Genomic DNA, 15261 nt, shown 5'->3' with positions numbered 1-15261 from the left:
GGACCGGACAGACCGGTAACCGTCAGGACCGCCACTCACGCCAGACGCAGGCCGGCGATCAGGAGGGCAACCATGCGGCGCGGGTCGTATTGGGAGCCGGCGCCGATGCAGAGGTTGCCGACGCCGAACATGAGCTCGAGCGGCTCGATGTCGGGGCGGACCTCGCCGGCCGAAGCGGCGGCGGTGAGGATCTGGCCGCAGACCGGGACGAGGCGGTCCAGGAAGTACGCGTGCAGGGTGGCGAACGAGCCGTTGTCGGACTTCAGCGCCTGGGCCAGGCCGTGCTTGGTGACGAGGAAGTCGACGAACATGTCGATCCAGCGGGTCAGGGCCTCGTGCGGCGAGTCGCAGGAGGCCAGGAGGGTGGGGCCGGCCAGCGCGCATTCCTCGACCTGGTGGCGATAGACGGCCACGACCAGGTCGGCGCGGGTCGGGAAGTGGCGGTAGATCGTGCCGACGCCGACGCCGGCGCGGGCGGCTATCTCGCGGACCGGCACGTCGACGCCGGAGGTGACGAACGCCGACGCGGCCGCCGCCAGCAGCGACTTCTCGTTGCGCCGGGCGTCGGCCCGCTTCCGCGGAGCGTCGGCCATCGGGGTGTTACCTCCGTCACTCTCGAGGGGAAACGGAACGTCGTTCCGTATCGTGGAGGAGAAGGCGGAACGTGATTCCGCTTTTCCAGGATGCCACGGAGGACCAGCATGCGATACCGCACCTTGGGCCGCACGGGTGTGCAGGTCAGCACCCTCGTGCTCGGCGCCATGAACTTCGGGTCGATCGGGCGGACCACGCAGGAGGAGGCGACCGCGATCGTCGACGCCGCCCTCGAGGCGGGGATCAACGTCATCGACACCGCCGACGCGTACGGGCAGGGCGAGTCGGAGGAGATGGTCGGCAAGGCGATCGCCGGACGCCGGGACGACCTCGTGCTCGCGACGAAGGCGTGGATGCCGATGGGCGACGAGCGCAACCGGCGGGGCAGCTCGCGCCGCTGGCTGGTCACGGCCCTCGACGACAGCCTGCGCCGGCTCGGCGTGGACCACGTCGACCTGTACCAGATCCACCGATGGGACCCCGGCACGAGCGACGAGGAGACGCTGTACGCGCTGACCGACCTCCAGCGGGCCGGGAAGATCCGGTACTTCGGCAGCTCGACCTACCCGGCGTACCGGATCGTGCAGGCCCAATGGGCGGCGCGCGAGAACCGGCTCGGTCGTTTCGTCACCGAGCAGCCCAGCTACTCGATCCTGCAGCGCGGGATCGAGGCGGACGTCCTGCCGGTCGCGCAGGAGTACGGCCTGGGCGTGCTGGCCTGGAGCCCGCTCGCGTCGGGGTGGCTGAGTGGGGCGGTCCGCGAGGGGCGCGAGGTCACGACCCACCGCTCGGCGCTCATGCCGCAGCGCTTCGACCTGGCGATCCCGGCCAACCGGCAGCGCATGGACGCCGTCGAGCGGCTCGCTAAAGTCGCCGATCGGGCCGGCCTCACGATGATCCAGCTCGCGCTCGGCTTCGTCACCGCGCACCCCGGCGTGACCAGTGCGATCATCGGCCCGCGCACGGTCGGGCACCTGCGTTCCCAGCTCGAGGCCGCCGAGACCGTTCTTCCGGCGGACGTCCTCGACGCGATCGACGAGATCGTGGCGCCCGGCGTCGACCTGGCGCCGGACGAGAAGTTCGACACCCCGCCGGCCCTGCTCGACCCGGCCCTGCGGAGGCGCTGACATGCCCGGGACCAGCTTTGGGATCGCGACGGCACAATCACAGGTTGCGTACGCGGACATCGTGCGCGTCTGGCGCGAGGCGGACGGGATACCCGAGATCGAGCACGCGTGGCTCTACGACCACCTCATGCCGATCTTCGGGGATCCCGATGGACCGACGTACGAGGGCTGGACGCTGCTGGCGGCCCTCGCCGCGCTCACCGGGCGGCTCCGGATGGGCGTGCTGGTGACCAGCAACCGGTTCCGGCCGCCGGCCATGCTCGCGAAGATCGCGACGACGGTCGACGCGGTCTCCGGCGGGCGGCTCGAGTTCGGCATCGGCGCGGGCTCGCGGCCGGGGCATCCGATCGCCCGGCGGGAGTACGAGGCGCACGGCCTGCCGTTCCACGACTTCGCCCACTCGGTGGAGAGCCTGGCCGAGGCCTGCACGGTGATCCGGCGCCTGTGGACCGAGGACGAGCCGTTCGACTTCCACGGCGAGCACATCGACCTGACCGGGGCCTTCGGCAATCCCAAGCCCGCCGCCCCGCCGAAGATGCTGATCGCGGGACGGTCGAAGGCGGTGCTGCGGGTGGTCGCCGAGCACGCCGACATCTGGAACATCCCCGGTGGTGACATCGCCGACGCGGCCGAGCGCAGCGCCCTGCTCGATCGGTACTGCGCCGAGCTCGGGAGGGATCCGAAGGAGATCGTCCGCTCGATCTACCTGCCCGCGTTCTACGACCGGCCGCAGGAGACGCGGCACGCCATCGCCGAGGCGGTCGGCGCCGGCTTCGGCCACATCGTGCTCGGGCTCGCTCCGCCCTACCCGGCCGGGGTCGCCCGGTGGCTGGCCGACGAGGTCATCGCCGGGAGCGGGCGGGCCAGGCCGTAGGTGGTGCCGGCCCGGTCGCGCTCGAGCCAGCCGGTCTCGACGAGCATCCGGCGTACGCCGGCCACGTCGTCGGTCGCCGCGGAGAGACGCCGGTTGATCTCGTCCTCGTCGTGCAGGCCGTCGAGGGCGAGGAAGCGGGCGAACAGCTCGCCGATCTGCTGATAGCGGTCGGACAGCGTGGGCGGCAGCGCGGTGAGCCGGCCGTGCGCGAAGAAGCTGCGTAGGTTGGGGTACTCCCCCAGAAGCGGGGCGATCGGCTGCATCCGGTCGACGGCGGCGACCGCCTCGCGGACCGCCCCGAGGTCGGCGCGGTAGACGCCGTTGCCCGTGCCGGTGGCCAGGCCCGCGCCGGTCAGCCGGGCGCACGCCTCCCCCGCCTGCTGCACCGGGACGTCGAGGGCGTAGGCGAGCTCGGCCAGGGTCGCGCCGTCCTTGCCCCGGCGGACCAGCTCGGCGAAGGCCGCGAGCCGGGGCGGGGCGCAGAGCTGGGCGAGGATCTCGGCGGCGCGGGCCGCGTCGGCGGAGGCGGAAGCGGGCATGCCGCCACCCTAGGCACCGGGTGACGGCATGCGCATTCGAAATAACCGGGCCTGACAACTACGCCTGGTCGGCGACGAACGCGGAGACCCAGGACAGGGCCGCGTTCCAGTTGATCGCCTCCTCGTTCGTCGACCAGGACTGGATGTCGTCGATGTAGCAGAACTGGGCCACGCAGCCGGTGAGCTTGCTCTGCGCGTACGGGTCCTGGATGGACGAGTTCGCCCCGCCGGAGAGCGTGCCCGCGGGCGGGTGCGGCAGCGACGGGTCGAGCTCGTGGGCGTACCAGCGGCTGTGCTCGTTCTGCGAGCTCACCTCGCCGTAGCCGGTGACGTACGACTGGTTGAGCGCGTTGCGGCCCAGCACGTAGTCGACGCCGGTCAGCACCGCGTCGCGGTACTTCGCCTTGCCGGTCAGCGAGTACGCGCCGGCCAGCACGACCATGTTGTTGAGGACGATGCTGTTCGAGCCCCAGTCCCACATGTTGTTCGCGGGCGCGTACGGAACCCCGTACGCCTGGGCCTTCTGAACGGCCAGATACTTCTCCGCTCCCTGGACCACCGAGGCCTTGACCGCGGGCAGGCCGGGCAGGTGGTTCGGGATGAGGGCCAGGTCGAGCCGGCCGGCCGCCGCGGTGGCCGCCCAGTCGAAGGCGCCCGCGCCGAAGATGTCGGCCGTGTGCAGGGGCGAGGCGAGCACGTCGGTCGCGAACGACTTCTCGCCGGTGGTGAGGTACAGCTCGGCGGCCGCCCAGTAGAACTCGTCGGTCACGTTGCTGTCGTTGTACGCGCCGCCGCCGTTGCCGTCCGACTCGGGCGCGTAGAGGGCGGGGTTGGCCTTGGCCGCCGCGTAGGCCGTGCGGGCGGCCTTGAGAGCCCGCGCCGCGAAAGCCGGGTCGTATGTGCAGTAGACGCGGGCGGCCTGGGCGGCCACCGCGGCGAGGTTGAGCGTCGCGGCGGTCGAGACCGGGTGCAGCTCGCGCGGCTGCGGGTCCTGCGAAGGCAGCAGCGGCAGGCCGGTCCAGTTCTGGTCGTGGATCTTGTGATGGGCCATCCCCGCGTACGGCTTGCCGGCCGGGACCTGCATGCTGAGCAGGAAGTTCAGCTCCCAGCGGGCCTCGTCCAGGATGTCCGGGGTCCGGTTCCCGCTTTCCGGGATCGACAGAGACACTTTCCGTACGCTCGCCGAACGCTCGTATTCGTTCAGCAGCTCCCACGTCGAGATGCCGCCGTTCACCACGTACTTGCCGTGGTCGCCGGCGTCGTACCAGCCGCCGCGCACGTCGAGCGTGTAGTCGCAGACGCCGGCCTGGCAGGGCACGTTGCCGTCGCCCTGGTTGGGCGCGACGTCGACGTGACCGGCCGCGCGGCCGTAACCGGGCCGCAGCGCGTCGTCGATCGCGATGCCGCTGCGCTGGGTGTAGTAGAACTTCAGCGAGTCGGCCCGCAGTTTCTGGTACGCGGCCCCACCGATGTCGAACGGCCGGCTCGTCTCGCCGTCCGCGGTGATCGTGAACCCGCTGCCCGCGCGGGTGTACCGGCCGAAGTCGATCGTCTGGACGTTCTGGCCGGAGGAGACGTCGACGCCGCGCGGTGCCGACGTACCGCGGGCGACGACCTTGCCCTTGGCGTCGTTGAGCTGCCAGGGCAGGGCGGTGGTCGTCTCGGTCACGACCGTCGCGGTCTTCGGGCCCGACGGCAGGTACGCGACCTGGTTGACCCGCACGCGCGGGCCGGTGTCCGGCACGTACACCTCGGGCGGCACGCCGCCGACCAGCGACACGTTGTCGACGCAGAAGTGCCACGGGTCGGCGCTGCCGCCGACCTGGAACGCGACCTGGCCCTGGGCGGTGTCGGTGCTCGCGGTGAAGGTGTACGAGTAGTGCGTCAGCCCGCCGAGGATCGGCGACTGCTCGAAGTACGTGTCGTAGGGGCTCACGGCGAGCCCGACGATCGCGCGGACCACGTGGCCCGCGTCGCCGGACGCGTCGAAGCTGAAGCGGTAGGACTGGCCGGCGACCAGGGGCACGTCGTTCTGCCCGATCGCGGCGTCCCAGCGGTTGGTCGTGCCGCCGGGGACATCCACGCAGGCCTGCCCGTCGGTGAGGGTCATCGGCATGCCCGCGGTGGACCAGAAGGGATCGGTGGTGCCGTCGAACCCGCCGTTCTTGACCTGCTCGACCTCGTCGGCCAGAGCGGGTGCGGCGGCGCCGAGGGTCAGCAGCGAGGCCGCGGTGAGGACGGAAACTATTCGGGAGCGCTCCCATAGAGGCATGCAGACATATTGATGGTGGTCTCACGCAGTGTCAACGCATCGGAAACAGCGCGTTCACGGCCGGGGCCTCGGGGGAAACCCCGGCCGTGAACGGCATCCATAGGAGAATCAAGCCGGAGTGATCGGTTCGATCGGTTCGATCAGTTCGATCAGTTCGTGAAGACCACCGGGCCACCCTCGACCGTGGTGTCCACCACCGGGGCGTACGTGGCGGTGAAGAACCCGGAGCCCGGGCAGAGGAACGAGCCGGACGACTTGCTGAACGCCTGGTCGGTGAAGGAGATCGAGTTGTCGGTGTTGGACGCGACGCCGGAGATCGAGCCGTTGGTGGCCCGGTAGACGCAGGTGATCGAGCCCAGGATGGTGCCCAGCGACAGTGTGGTCTGGATCGGCGCCGTGTCGGTGCCGGTGACCGTGACCGCGCCCGTGGCGCTGTCCACCGTGGTGCCGAAGGGCAGGTTGTCGACGGTCACGCTGTTCACCTTGGTCACGCCGGTGATGTTGGCGGTGCACGAGGAGAACGTGTGACCGGTGGTCGACTCGGTGGCCACGCCGGGCGCGGCCGGGTTGTCGACGACGGTGGCGGTGAAGGCCGACACGGCGCACTTGACGCCGGTCGAGCCGCCGGCCGCGTTGGCGAAGTTGGCCGTGGTGCCGGCCGCCACGGAGGCGTTCAGCACGTCGCCGACGGCCACGTTGGCGCCGTCGATGCCGGCGGCGCCGGTCGTGAGGACCGCCGCCGGGTCGTCGGCCCGGGCCGGCGAGGCCACGAGGGCCAGCGCGAGGGCCAGCGCGAGGGCGGCGATCGGTGCGGTTCTGGACGCACGCATGGTGCTCCTCCCTACCTCTCACATCGACCGGAAACAATGCTTCCGATCGACATGACGATTAATGCCGTCGATGTATATGCCCGTTGCTACTGGCGAGTCAACCCGATCGCGACCGAACCTTTCAGGCCGTGAAATACCTGGTACGAACCCCTTGACCGCAAGGATACCGAGCGGTAACTTCGGTCCGCTGTATAGGCGCGCGACGATTTCGAAGGCCATTGTCGCCGAGCTACAAAACAATTCCGCCAGATTGTTTTCGACCCACAAAAGGAGTTCCCGGATGACCACGACGGACAAAGTCCCCGCCGCAGGCGGCGTCCGCTGGAAGCGTTTCGGCGGCATGCTCGCCATCACCGGGGCGGTGACCGCCGGACTGGTCGCGCTCACCGCGAACGGGGTGCTCGCGGCGAACTTCTCGATCTCGGGCATGCCGTTCACGGTCACCGCGACCCACCTGCACGGCGACGGCTTCGAGCAGTACGCGACGCTGGACAGCATGATCCCGAACAGCCCCAACGAGGGCGACACCGGCGGTCAGATGGTGCTGATCGTCTCGGCCATCAACCAGGCCGAGCTCACCAAGCTGTGCCAGAGCGTCTCGCTCGGCGGCATCAACCTGAAGATCACCGCGGGCGACGCGGACAAGAAGGTCCAGGCCCGGGCCCTGGTCGTCGACTCCGACCTGATCTCCGGCGACGCCGACTTCGGCAACATCAACGTCGGCCAGGACGCGAGCACGTTCGACAAGGTGACCGATCCGGCGACCGGCAAGACCATCAAGGGCGGCGAGGGCGTCTTCGGCCAGCAGGCCGACACCGTGGACATCGACAACCTGCGGCAGAACAACTACGCCACCACCGCGGCCCGGTTCACCCTGCCGCACCTGCGGATGGCGTTCAGCGGCAGCGAGTGCTGATGGCCCGGTCCGCGTTCTGGCACTGGCGGCACGCCCGTCCCTTCTGGGGCGGGCTGTTCGTCTTCCTCGGCGGCCTCGAGATCTTCCTGACCGTCAAGGCGCCGCTGCCGGTCGTCGTGCACGTCGGCATGCAGGGCTTCATCGGCTATCTGCTGCCGATCCTGCTCGGCCTGCTCGGCGTGCTGCTGATCTTCAACCCGGCGCAGAAGCTGTTCTACTCGCTGGTCGCGGCCGTGCTGGCGCTCGCCTCGTGGCTCACGTCCAACCTGGGCGGGTTCGTGATCGGGCTGCTGCTGGCGCTGGTCGGGAGCGCGCTGGCGTTCGCCTGGTCCCCGACCAAATACAACCCCGCTTCCGGCGTACGGGAGGAAATGCCCGAGGAAACGCCTGAGCCGGAGGAAATCTCTCAGCCGGCGGAGGCGCCCGGTCCGCCCGGGGTCCAGCCGGAGACGTCGCAGAGCCGGCCCCGCCACAGACGGCCGTCGCCCGGCTTGCTGTCCGGCGAGTAGATCCGCGTGTTGCGCAGGTGGATGTACTTCGTCGGGGCCAGCAGCGCGCTCATCTGACGGTGGGTGACCTCGCCGCCGATGTCGCGCACCCGGATCGCGTCGTGCGCGAGGTCGGACTGTTCCTTCATGTGCTCGGCCATGCCGGTGTAGAAGGCGTCCTCGTAGTCGTTGAGCTCGCTGACCTCGGCGAACCACTGCCACTGCGGGATCAGGTCGCCGCTGACCAGCAGACCGTGCACGGACAGGGTCAGCGGCACGCCGGGGTCGACCGGCTTGGTCAGACGGTCCATCTGGGCCACGTACGTGCCGAGCACGCTGTCCGGCTCGCTCCAGTCGGAGCGGCTCGTGATCGAGTCGAGCATCGGATCGGACACCACACACCCCCGTGTCAGGCTCCCCGTGCCGACTCTAGGCCAGCCGGACGGGGCGCCGGACGGAAACCGGGGATTACCGGTGCAGGTGGGAGCGCCAGTCGGCGGGCACCGCACCGGCCGGGCCGGGAGCGGGCTGGTCCTCCGGGTGGCTGTCGGCCGGCGCGAGCCGCGGGCCGGAGCCGGCCTCGTCGCGCGAGTAGTCCCAGAACCAGTCCTCGCCGGGCTCGAAGGACTGGATGACCGGGTGGCCGGTGGCCTTCCAGTGCGCGGTGGCGTGCTGCGCCGGTGAGCTGTCGCAGCAGCCGATGTGCCCGCACTGCGCGCACCGGCGCAGGTGGAACCACCAGCCGCCGCCGTCGAGGCACTCCACGCAGCCGGTTCCGGACGGGGGCACGTCGGGCTGGATCGGGTTGTCGGTCGTCACACCGCTGAAGGTACCCGTTGCCGGACTTTCAGGCAGGTGTCGCCTCCGTCACGCCTTCTCGGTCACATCTGCGAAGCTTCCGCCGAGCGCCGTGACCGCCTCGTCCGCGGCCACCTGCAGGCCCACTCCGCGCTCGCCGCCGCCCAGGCTGATCGTGCGCCCGCGGGTGCGCTCGTCGGCGATCACCGGCCACGGCTTGGCCGAGCCGAACGGGGTGATCGTGCCGCGCTCGTAGCCGGTCGCGTCCTTGGCGGTGGCCGCGTCGGGCAGCGAGAGCCGGTTGACCCCGAGCAGGGCGCGCAGCTTGGGCCAGGAGATCTGCCGGTCGCCGGGGACCAGCACGAAGACATAGTCGTCCGCGGCCCTCCGCACCACGATCGTTTTCACCAGATCCCGTACGTCGACACCCTGCGCCGCCGCGGCCTCGGCAACGCTGTTCACCGGGCCGTGCCGCACGACGGTGTGACGGACGCCCAACGCGATGGCTGCTGTCTCAGCGGGTCCCGGCATGAGATCGACACTAACGTGGAACCCGAAGACATTTCCGAATGAGGAGGCGTCATGGCCGACAGGCCCGTTCTCTACCCCGGACCGGACCACCCGATCACGATCACCCCGACGAACGGGCGGGTCGTCGTCACGGTGGCCGGGAAGGTGGTGGCCGACACCGGGGCGGCACTGACCCTGCAGGAGTCGACGTACCCGGCCGTGCAGTACATCCCGCTCGCCGACGTCGACACGTCGCTGCTCGAACCGACCGGCACGCAGAGCTACTGCCCGTACAAGGGGGACGCGAGCTACTACTCGATCCCCGTGGGCGGGCCGAAGTCGGTGGACGCGATCTGGGAGTACCGCAAGCCGCGCGAGGCGGTCGAGCAGATCAAGGACCACATCGCGTTCTACCCGAACCGGGTCGACTCGATCGAGATCACCGCGCCGTGACGGTCGGGGCCGGCCGGCCGCACGGGCCGGCCGGCTCCTGGCCGTTTCTCGTACTCGCTGTTTCTCCTACTCGTAGCGCAGCGCGTCGATCGGCCGGAGCCGGGCGGCCCGGGCGGCCGGCAGCCCGCCGAAGAACAGCCCGATGACGATCGAGACGCCCAGCGCGAGCGCCACCGAGCTGGGCACCAGCACCGGCGTGACCCCGGCGATGGTGAAGTGGACGCCGATCAGCGCGGCGGCCACCCCCAGGCCGCCGCCGATGAAGCTGAGCATGGTCGCCTCGATGAGGAACTGGGTGAGGATCGTCCGCCGGGGCGCGCCGAGCGCCTTGCGGATGCCGATCTCCCGGGTCCGCTCGGTGACCGTGACCAGCATGATGTTGGTGATGCCGATGCCGCCGACCAGCAGGCTGATCGCGGCGACGGCGCCGAGCAGCGTGGTGAAGGTGTCGGCCGTCGCGGTCTGCGTCTCGAGCAGCTGCGAGGCGCTGCGGATGGTGTAGCCGGCGCTGCCGCTCGAGGTGGGCGGCACGTGCTGGTCCAGGATGACGCCGATCTCCGACTGGACGGTGGTCACCATCTTCGAGTCGGCCGCCTCGACCAGGATCGAGGTGAGCGTGCCGTACCCGGTGAGCACCTGCCGGACCGCGACGATCGGGGCGATCGCCACGTCGTTGGCGTCCTGGAAGCCGCCGGCCGAGCTCTTCTCGGCGAGCACGCCGACCACGGTGAACAGCGCGCCGCCGACGGTCACCTGCTCGCCGACCGGGTCGACGCCGGGGAACAGGTCCTCGGCGACGGTCTGGCCGATCACCACGACCCGGCGGCCCTGGGCGTTGTCGTCGGCGCTGAAGGCCGAGCCGGTCGCGACCGGGGTGTTCGAGGCGGCGAAGTAGCTGGGCGTGGTGCCGACGAACGAGTTGACGGTGTGCGAGGTGCTGCCGTACGCGATGGTCGACGAGGTGCTGACCACCGGCGACACCGATTTCACGTCGGGCGCGAGCACCGGATCGGACAGGGCGTCGGCGGTCTTGAGGGTGAGCCCGCCGGTCGCGGCCCCGCGGCTGCTGCTCATCACCGTGAGCGTGTTGGTGCCCAGCGCGGAGATGCGGTCGGCGACCGCCTTGGCCGAGCCGTTGCCCACCGCGACCAGCAGGATCACCGCCGCGACGCCGATCAGGATGCCCAGCATCGTCAGCGCCGAGCGCAGCTTGTTGACCGCCACGCCGCGCAACGCGAACCGGATGATCTCGTACAGGCTCATCGCGCCGCCACCACCTCGTCAAACTAGTGGGTGATCGGCACGATCGTACGACCGGAGCGGCCGGAGACCGCCCCGGCCTACGGTCAGTTCGCGGCGTTGTTCGCGCCGTTGCCGCCGGATGGCTTCAGGCTCGCGCAGGCCGCGGTCGCCTTAGTCCAGGTGGCGTCGTCCACGCCGTCCGGCTTGGTCAGCTCTCGACCGCCCCCGCCGCCGGGCGCGCCCGAGGGCATTCCCGCGCCGTCGGGCGCCCCCTCGGGCGCGCCGGAGGGCCGGGCGCCGCCGGACGGACGGCGCGTTCCGTTCGGTCCGCCCGACGGCATCGTGATCGTCACGCCGTTCTGCGAGAGGCATTGGATGTACGCGGCCATCTGACCGCCGCCGCCGCCGGTGCCGGTGCCGGTGCCGGTGCCGGTGCCGGTCGAGGAGCCGCTGGAGTCGTCGGACCCGCAGGCGGCCAGCGACGCCACGGCGACCGCCGTGAGCAGGCCGGCCGCCAGACGCCGATTGCGGTGCAGGATGGCGGATGCTGACACAGGTTCTCCTGTTCTTCGGGGCCGCGGCGGGGGTGCCGCGGCGCGAGGGGGGAAGAACGAGCCGGCTCAGCGCGCCTGTTGCCCGCTCGTCAGGCGGGCCGCGATCGCCGGGCCGCGGTGGCGGTGACGGAGAGCCGCCCGGGCATCGCGAACCGCGCCGCGCATCGGGCCGAGCCGGTCGCGCACGGCGAGGCTGGCGCGGGCGACCCGGTCGGCGGCCGTCGGCAGGGCACCGGTCGACGGGTCGTAGCCGAACTGGGCCAGCCGATCGCCGAAGACCGCCTCGCACCGCTCGATCTCGGCCGCGGTCAGGCGCTGCCGCCAGCTGCGCACTCGGGTGGTGGTGACGCTTTCACGCGTACGCGTGTGCCAGGTTTTGTAATCCGGAACCGCGACCGCCGCGACCTGCTGGGGATGCGCCATGGCCGCGTCGTACTCCTCGCCCAGGAAGCGGCACAGCGTGCGCAACTCGTTCTCCGGGTCCTCCACCAGGTCCTCGTAGCGCAGCGCGTGATAGGTGTCCGGGCCGTAGCGGCGGGCGGCCCGCAGCGACGCGTCCGCCGACCGGGCCCACGCGTCGACGTGGCTTGTGAAGTCGGGCGAGCTCCATGGCGCCTCCTTGAGCGACGCCACGCAGTCCCGGCCGTCCCGCAGGATGTTGACGACCTGCGCGTCCGGGAACATCCGCAGCAGCTCGGGCAGGTGCCGCAGGTAGGCCGGGCGCTTGTCGCCCCAGCGCGGCTTGCCGAAGCGCTCCGCGTACAGCCGGAAGACCGTGCCGAGCGCCGAGCCGAGCGTGGGCGGCGCGCCGATCACCGCGTCGACCACCCGCTCCTCGTCGAGGCCGAGGTCGGCGAACTGCGGCGTGGTCGCGATCCAGCGGGCCAGATCACGCCGGTTGGCCGGATCGCGCAGATCCCCGAACTCGTGCCGGCGGTGATACGCCGGCAACACGAACCGGTTCTCCGGCGGCAGCGCGATCCTCGGATGCGCGTGCAGCATGAGCTGCAACATCGTCGTCCCCGACCGGGGACAGCCGACCACGAAGATGGGGCGGTCAGTGAGCATGACGCACACCTTAAGGGAGGATTACGCTATTTCCGGACATTTCGCTAATGCGGGGTGATGCGCGATGAGGGAAGCATCGGCGGCCACCCTGTGCGCGAAAGCTCCGCAGCCTGTCGCGCCCCTGTGAATCCACCCGTCTCACCACACGCACCCGCATCCGGATGCCAGTTCCGCTCCCTTTGCTCTGCGCACCCATACGCCCTGCTCTGCGCACCCATACGCCCTGCTCTGCGCACCTATACGCCCTGCTCTGCGCACCAAGACGCGCCGCTCTGCGCACCAGGACGCGCTGCTCTGCTTACCTGGACGGGCTCGCTGGTCGGAGGGGTGCCGGGGCGCGTATAGGTGCGCAGAGCAAAGGGTGCGCGGGGCAGGTACCGGGAAGGGCGCGGCTGGTGGTTGGGGGCGGCGCGGCGGGAGTCAGGCGGCCAGGGACTCGCGGCGGGGGTCAGGCGGCCAGGGACTCGCGGAGGGAGCGGAGCTGGTCGGGCGAGACCTCGTAGGGGGTGTAGAACGAGATGCGGTCGACCAGGCCGGTGAAGCGGTCGCGGAGGCCGCGGGCCACGTCGCCGCCGACCGCGAAGGTGTCGAGGACGTCGTCGGTGATCAGGTCGGCCATCTCGGACCAGGCCTGGCGGCGGGAGAGGTGGTTGAGCTGGTCGGCGAGGTCGCCCCAGCCGTGCAGCTCGAGCACCGGGCGGTAGGAGGGGGTCGAGGCGTAGAAGGCGATCTGGGCCTTGACCGCCTGTTCGGCCCGGGAGCGCGCCTTGTCGTCCTCGCCCAGCACCACGAAGGCGGACAGCGACACGCTGAAGCCCTCGCGGGCGTCGCGCAGCATCGGCCGGGTGCGTTCGCGCAGGTAGTCGACGCTGGTCAGCGGGTGCACGAGGAGGCCGTCGGCCACCTGGGCGGCCACCGCGGTCATCCGCTCGCCGACGGCCGCGAGCAGGATCGGCGGGTTGCCGTACGGGTTGGGGCCGGGGTTGAAGAAGTCGGTCATCAGCGTGTGCCGGTAGAACTCGCCGCGGAACGAGAGCCGCTCCCCCGTGCGCCAGGCGTCCCAGATCGCCCGCACCGCGGCCACGAACTCGGCCATCCGCGCGGCCGGCCGCCCCCACGGCATCGCGAAACGCCGCTCGATGTGCGCCTGCACCTGCGACCCGAGCCCCAGCTGGAACCGCCCCCGCGAGATCAGCTGCAGGTCGTTGGCGAGCACCGCCATGCTCATCGGGTTGCGCGCGAACGCCACCGCGATCCCCGACTGCAGCGTGATCGTCTCGGTGGCCCGCGCGGCGAGGGTGAGCGCCGTGAACACGTCGTGCTTGCTCTCGGCCGCGCCGAACCCGTCGAATCCGTCCCGCTCGGCCCGCACGGCCGCGGCCTCAACCTCGAGAGGCGACGCCGACACCCCTGCCGCGAAGTCAACCAGCATCAGAAACTAATAGCATGACGGCGTTTGAGCTGCGTCCGATCGGGCGCGTCGAGTCCACACTCACCGATCTCGGAGACGCTCCGCGGCAGCCCGACGAGGGCGCGCCCGACGCGTGGCTCGTTCTCGACCCGGAGCTCGCCCCAGCACTCGACGGTCTCACTCGCGGGGACGAGGTGCTGCTGTTCACCTGGCTGGACCGGGCCGACCGGGAGACGCTGGCCGTGCACCCGCGCGGCGACACCACCCGGCCGCTCACCGGTGTCTTCGCCACCCGCGCGCCCGACCGGCCCAACCCGATCGGCCTGCACGCGGTGGAGATCCTCGCGATCGAGGGCCACCGGGTGCACGTGGCACACCTGGAGGCCCTCGACGGGACGCCGATTCTCGACGTCAAGCCGGCTCTGGGTCCTACGTCAGCGCGTTGAGCCGGGCCAGCTCGGCGCGGGCGAAACGCACCCGGTCGGTCTCGCGGCCGGCCGAGGCGGCGATCTGGTCGGCCAGGTCGTGCGCGGCCTCGAGCCGGTGGTGACGCAGCCGTCGCCCGTGCCGGCCGTGACCCGCTCTGCGGTACGCGCGACGCTGCCGCCAGCCGCCGGAAAGGGCGTCAAGTTCGTCCGGGGTGAGCACGCCCGACTCCATTTCGGGGGTCATCACCGCCCGCATCGTCGCGCGTTCCGTCCCGACGGTGAGGTTGAAGACCGTGATGACCGCGGCGAAGGCCAGCAGCGTGATGACCGCCAGCAGGGGGAGGATGACCTTGCCGTCGCCGCCGGCCAGCGCCGTGACGCTGTCCCAGAGGCCGTGCAGCAACATGGCGGTGACCATCAGGGTCAGGCCGCGGCCCACCCGGCGGGGCTGGGCGACCGTCCCGACGAGATAGACCAGGCCGGCCCCGAAGATCGCCGTGTAGAGGATGTGTGCCGAGAAGCCGGTGAGCAGACGTAGCACGACCGTGTTGAGGCTGGTCACGAGCTGGTGCGAGCCGAACTGCTCCGGCGCCGAGTTCAGCGCGTAGAAGATGTCCTCGAGGATCTCGAAACCGAGGCCGGCGAACGCGCCGATGATGAACCCGTCGTAGGCGGTGCGGATCACCCGCGGGGCGATGAACATCAGCAGCAGCACGCCGGCGCCCTTGCCGAGCTCCTCGAAGAACGGCGCGGACAGTCCGGCGCCCCAGGAGAGCGCGAAGTTCTGATCGACCAGCTTCGCGTACAGGCCGATCAATGCGGTGTTGCCGGAGAGCGCGATGGTCCAGGTCGCGCCGAAGCCGCCCCAGACGAAGGCGGCGACGATCAGCGACAGCGGCTGGCGCGAGTACCGGTCGATGCGGGTGGTGAACCACCAGAACAGCGAGCCGTAGACGACGAAGATGACCGTGCTGGCGGCCAGCGCCGGGCCGTAGACGCGGACCTCGCCGTTGACGATGCCGAACGCGTTCCACAGGCCGTACCCGACGATCAGCGCGTACACCCAGAGGCAGGCGTTGCGCGGCTGCCAGAAGTAGACCTTGTTGCCCCAGCCGCTGGCCTCGATGGCGGCCTCGCGGGCGGTGAGCTCGGGCATG

At 70.8% G+C, this 15261-nt stretch carries 18 protein-coding genes; 6 read left to right on the top strand and 12 right to left on the bottom strand.

The window, feature by feature from the left end; genetic code table 11:
* Positions 1–35: 35 nt before the first annotated feature.
* Positions 36–593 carry a TetR/AcrR family transcriptional regulator gene (locus A3CQ_RS0138365; protein WP_020516277.1) on the bottom strand — a complete coding sequence of 186 codons (558 nt, stop codon included), beginning with the start codon at positions 591–593 and terminating at the stop codon, positions 36–38.
* Between the two features lie 108 nt (positions 594–701).
* Here A3CQ_RS0138365 and A3CQ_RS0138360 point away from each other — a divergent pair, with 108 nt between their 5' ends.
* Both A3CQ_RS0138360 and A3CQ_RS0138355 read left to right on the top strand, forming a co-directional pair.
* Positions 702–1721: an aldo/keto reductase gene (locus tag A3CQ_RS0138360; RefSeq protein ID WP_020516276.1), complete on the top strand. Its 1020-nt coding sequence runs from the start codon at positions 702–704 to the stop codon at positions 1719–1721.
* A gap of 1 nt (position 1722) precedes the next feature.
* On the top strand, positions 1723–2595 hold the full coding sequence (locus A3CQ_RS0138355; RefSeq protein WP_026206675.1) for an LLM class flavin-dependent oxidoreductase: 873 nt from the start codon (positions 1723–1725) through the stop codon (positions 2593–2595).
* Here the strand turns inward: A3CQ_RS0138355 and A3CQ_RS58135 are convergent.
* The 3 genes from A3CQ_RS58135 to A3CQ_RS0138340 form a co-directional block, all read right to left on the bottom strand.
* A complete protein-coding gene (locus A3CQ_RS58135) occupies positions 2526–3134 on the bottom strand; it encodes a DUF2087 domain-containing protein (RefSeq protein WP_020516274.1) in 609 nt (202 codons plus the stop codon). The genes A3CQ_RS0138355 and A3CQ_RS58135 overlap by 70 nt on opposite strands.
* Positions 3135–3192: 58 nt before the next feature.
* Positions 3193–5406 (bottom strand): glycoside hydrolase family 9 protein, encoded by a 2214-nt coding sequence (locus A3CQ_RS0138345; protein WP_020516273.1) that lies wholly within the window; start codon positions 5404–5406, stop codon positions 3193–3195.
* Positions 5407–5555: 149 nt separating this feature from the next.
* Positions 5556–6236 (bottom strand): hypothetical protein, encoded by a 681-nt coding sequence (locus A3CQ_RS0138340; protein ID WP_020516272.1) that lies wholly within the window; start codon positions 6234–6236, stop codon positions 5556–5558.
* Positions 6237–6516: 280 nt separating this feature from the next.
* On the opposite strand from A3CQ_RS0138340, the gene A3CQ_RS0138335 reads away from it, so the two are divergent.
* On the top strand, positions 6517–7152 hold the full coding sequence (locus A3CQ_RS0138335; protein ID WP_020516271.1) for a DUF6230 family protein: 636 nt from the start codon (positions 6517–6519) through the stop codon (positions 7150–7152).
* Entirely contained in the window at positions 7152–7661 is a 510-nt protein-coding gene (locus A3CQ_RS61330; RefSeq protein ID WP_040433861.1) for a DUF6114 domain-containing protein, read from the top strand. Before A3CQ_RS0138335 ends, A3CQ_RS61330 begins: the two co-directional genes overlap by 1 nt.
* On the opposite strand, the gene A3CQ_RS0138325 is transcribed toward A3CQ_RS61330, so the two are convergent.
* The 3 genes from A3CQ_RS0138325 to A3CQ_RS0138315 form a co-directional block, all read right to left on the bottom strand.
* Positions 7559–8035 carry a GvpU-like protein gene (locus A3CQ_RS0138325; protein ID WP_020516269.1) on the bottom strand — a complete coding sequence of 159 codons (477 nt, stop codon included), beginning with the start codon at positions 8033–8035 and terminating at the stop codon, positions 7559–7561. The two genes, A3CQ_RS61330 and A3CQ_RS0138325, sit on opposite strands and share 103 nt — an antisense overlap.
* A 73-nt stretch (positions 8036–8108) precedes the next feature.
* Positions 8109–8459 (bottom strand): UBP-type zinc finger domain-containing protein, encoded by a 351-nt coding sequence (locus A3CQ_RS0138320; RefSeq protein ID WP_020516268.1) that lies wholly within the window; start codon positions 8457–8459, stop codon positions 8109–8111.
* A 48-nt stretch (positions 8460–8507) separates the two neighbouring features.
* Positions 8508–8969: an aminoacyl-tRNA deacylase gene (locus A3CQ_RS0138315; protein ID WP_026206672.1), complete on the bottom strand. Its 462-nt coding sequence runs from the start codon at positions 8967–8969 to the stop codon at positions 8508–8510.
* A gap of 51 nt (positions 8970–9020) precedes the next feature.
* Between A3CQ_RS0138315 and A3CQ_RS0138310 the strand changes: the two genes are divergently transcribed.
* Positions 9021–9401 carry a DUF427 domain-containing protein gene (locus A3CQ_RS0138310; RefSeq protein ID WP_020516266.1) on the top strand — a complete coding sequence of 127 codons (381 nt, stop codon included), beginning with the start codon at positions 9021–9023 and terminating at the stop codon, positions 9399–9401.
* A gap of 66 nt (positions 9402–9467) precedes the next feature.
* Here A3CQ_RS0138310 and A3CQ_RS0138305 read toward each other — a convergent pair whose 3' ends face one another.
* The 4 genes from A3CQ_RS0138305 to A3CQ_RS0138290 all read right to left on the bottom strand — a co-directional run bounded on the left by A3CQ_RS0138305 (position 9468) and on the right by A3CQ_RS0138290 (position 13697).
* Positions 9468–10664, bottom strand: coding sequence for an ABC transporter permease (locus A3CQ_RS0138305; protein WP_020516265.1), 1197 nt, complete (start codon positions 10662–10664; stop codon positions 9468–9470).
* An 83-nt stretch (positions 10665–10747) separates the two neighbouring features.
* Positions 10748–11197, bottom strand: a complete 450-nt coding sequence (locus A3CQ_RS55545; protein ID WP_020516264.1) for a hypothetical protein — start codon at positions 11195–11197, stop codon at positions 10748–10750.
* Positions 11198–11263: 66 nt separating this feature from the next.
* The gene (locus A3CQ_RS0138295; protein WP_020516263.1) at positions 11264–12265 is read right to left on the bottom strand and encodes a sulfotransferase family protein; all 1002 of its coding nucleotides are present in this window, start codon (positions 12263–12265) and stop codon (positions 11264–11266) included.
* 448 nt (positions 12266–12713) lie between these two features.
* Positions 12714–13697 (bottom strand): TIGR03617 family F420-dependent LLM class oxidoreductase, encoded by a 984-nt coding sequence (locus A3CQ_RS0138290; protein WP_020516262.1) that lies wholly within the window; start codon positions 13695–13697, stop codon positions 12714–12716.
* 14 nt (positions 13698–13711) lie between these two features.
* Between A3CQ_RS0138290 and tsaA the strand changes: the two genes are divergently transcribed.
* On the top strand, positions 13712–14122 hold the full coding sequence (gene tsaA, locus A3CQ_RS0138285) for a tRNA (N6-threonylcarbamoyladenosine(37)-N6)-methyltransferase TrmO (protein ID WP_020516261.1): 411 nt from the start codon (positions 13712–13714) through the stop codon (positions 14120–14122).
* Here the strand turns inward: tsaA and A3CQ_RS0138280 are convergent.
* Complete coding sequence (locus A3CQ_RS0138280; RefSeq protein WP_040433783.1) at positions 14106–15260, bottom strand: PrsW family intramembrane metalloprotease; 1155 nt, start codon at positions 15258–15260, stop codon at positions 14106–14108. The two genes, tsaA and A3CQ_RS0138280, sit on opposite strands and share 17 nt — an antisense overlap.
* Between the last annotated feature and the right edge of the window lies 1 nt (position 15261).

It is taken from the genome of Paractinoplanes globisporus DSM 43857, from assembly GCF_000379645.1.
Classification (GTDB): Bacteria; Actinomycetota; Actinomycetes; order Mycobacteriales; family Micromonosporaceae; genus Actinoplanes; species Actinoplanes globisporus.
The sequence above is the reverse complement of the archived record's forward strand: the minus strand, read 5'-3'. Positions and strand labels throughout refer to the sequence as shown.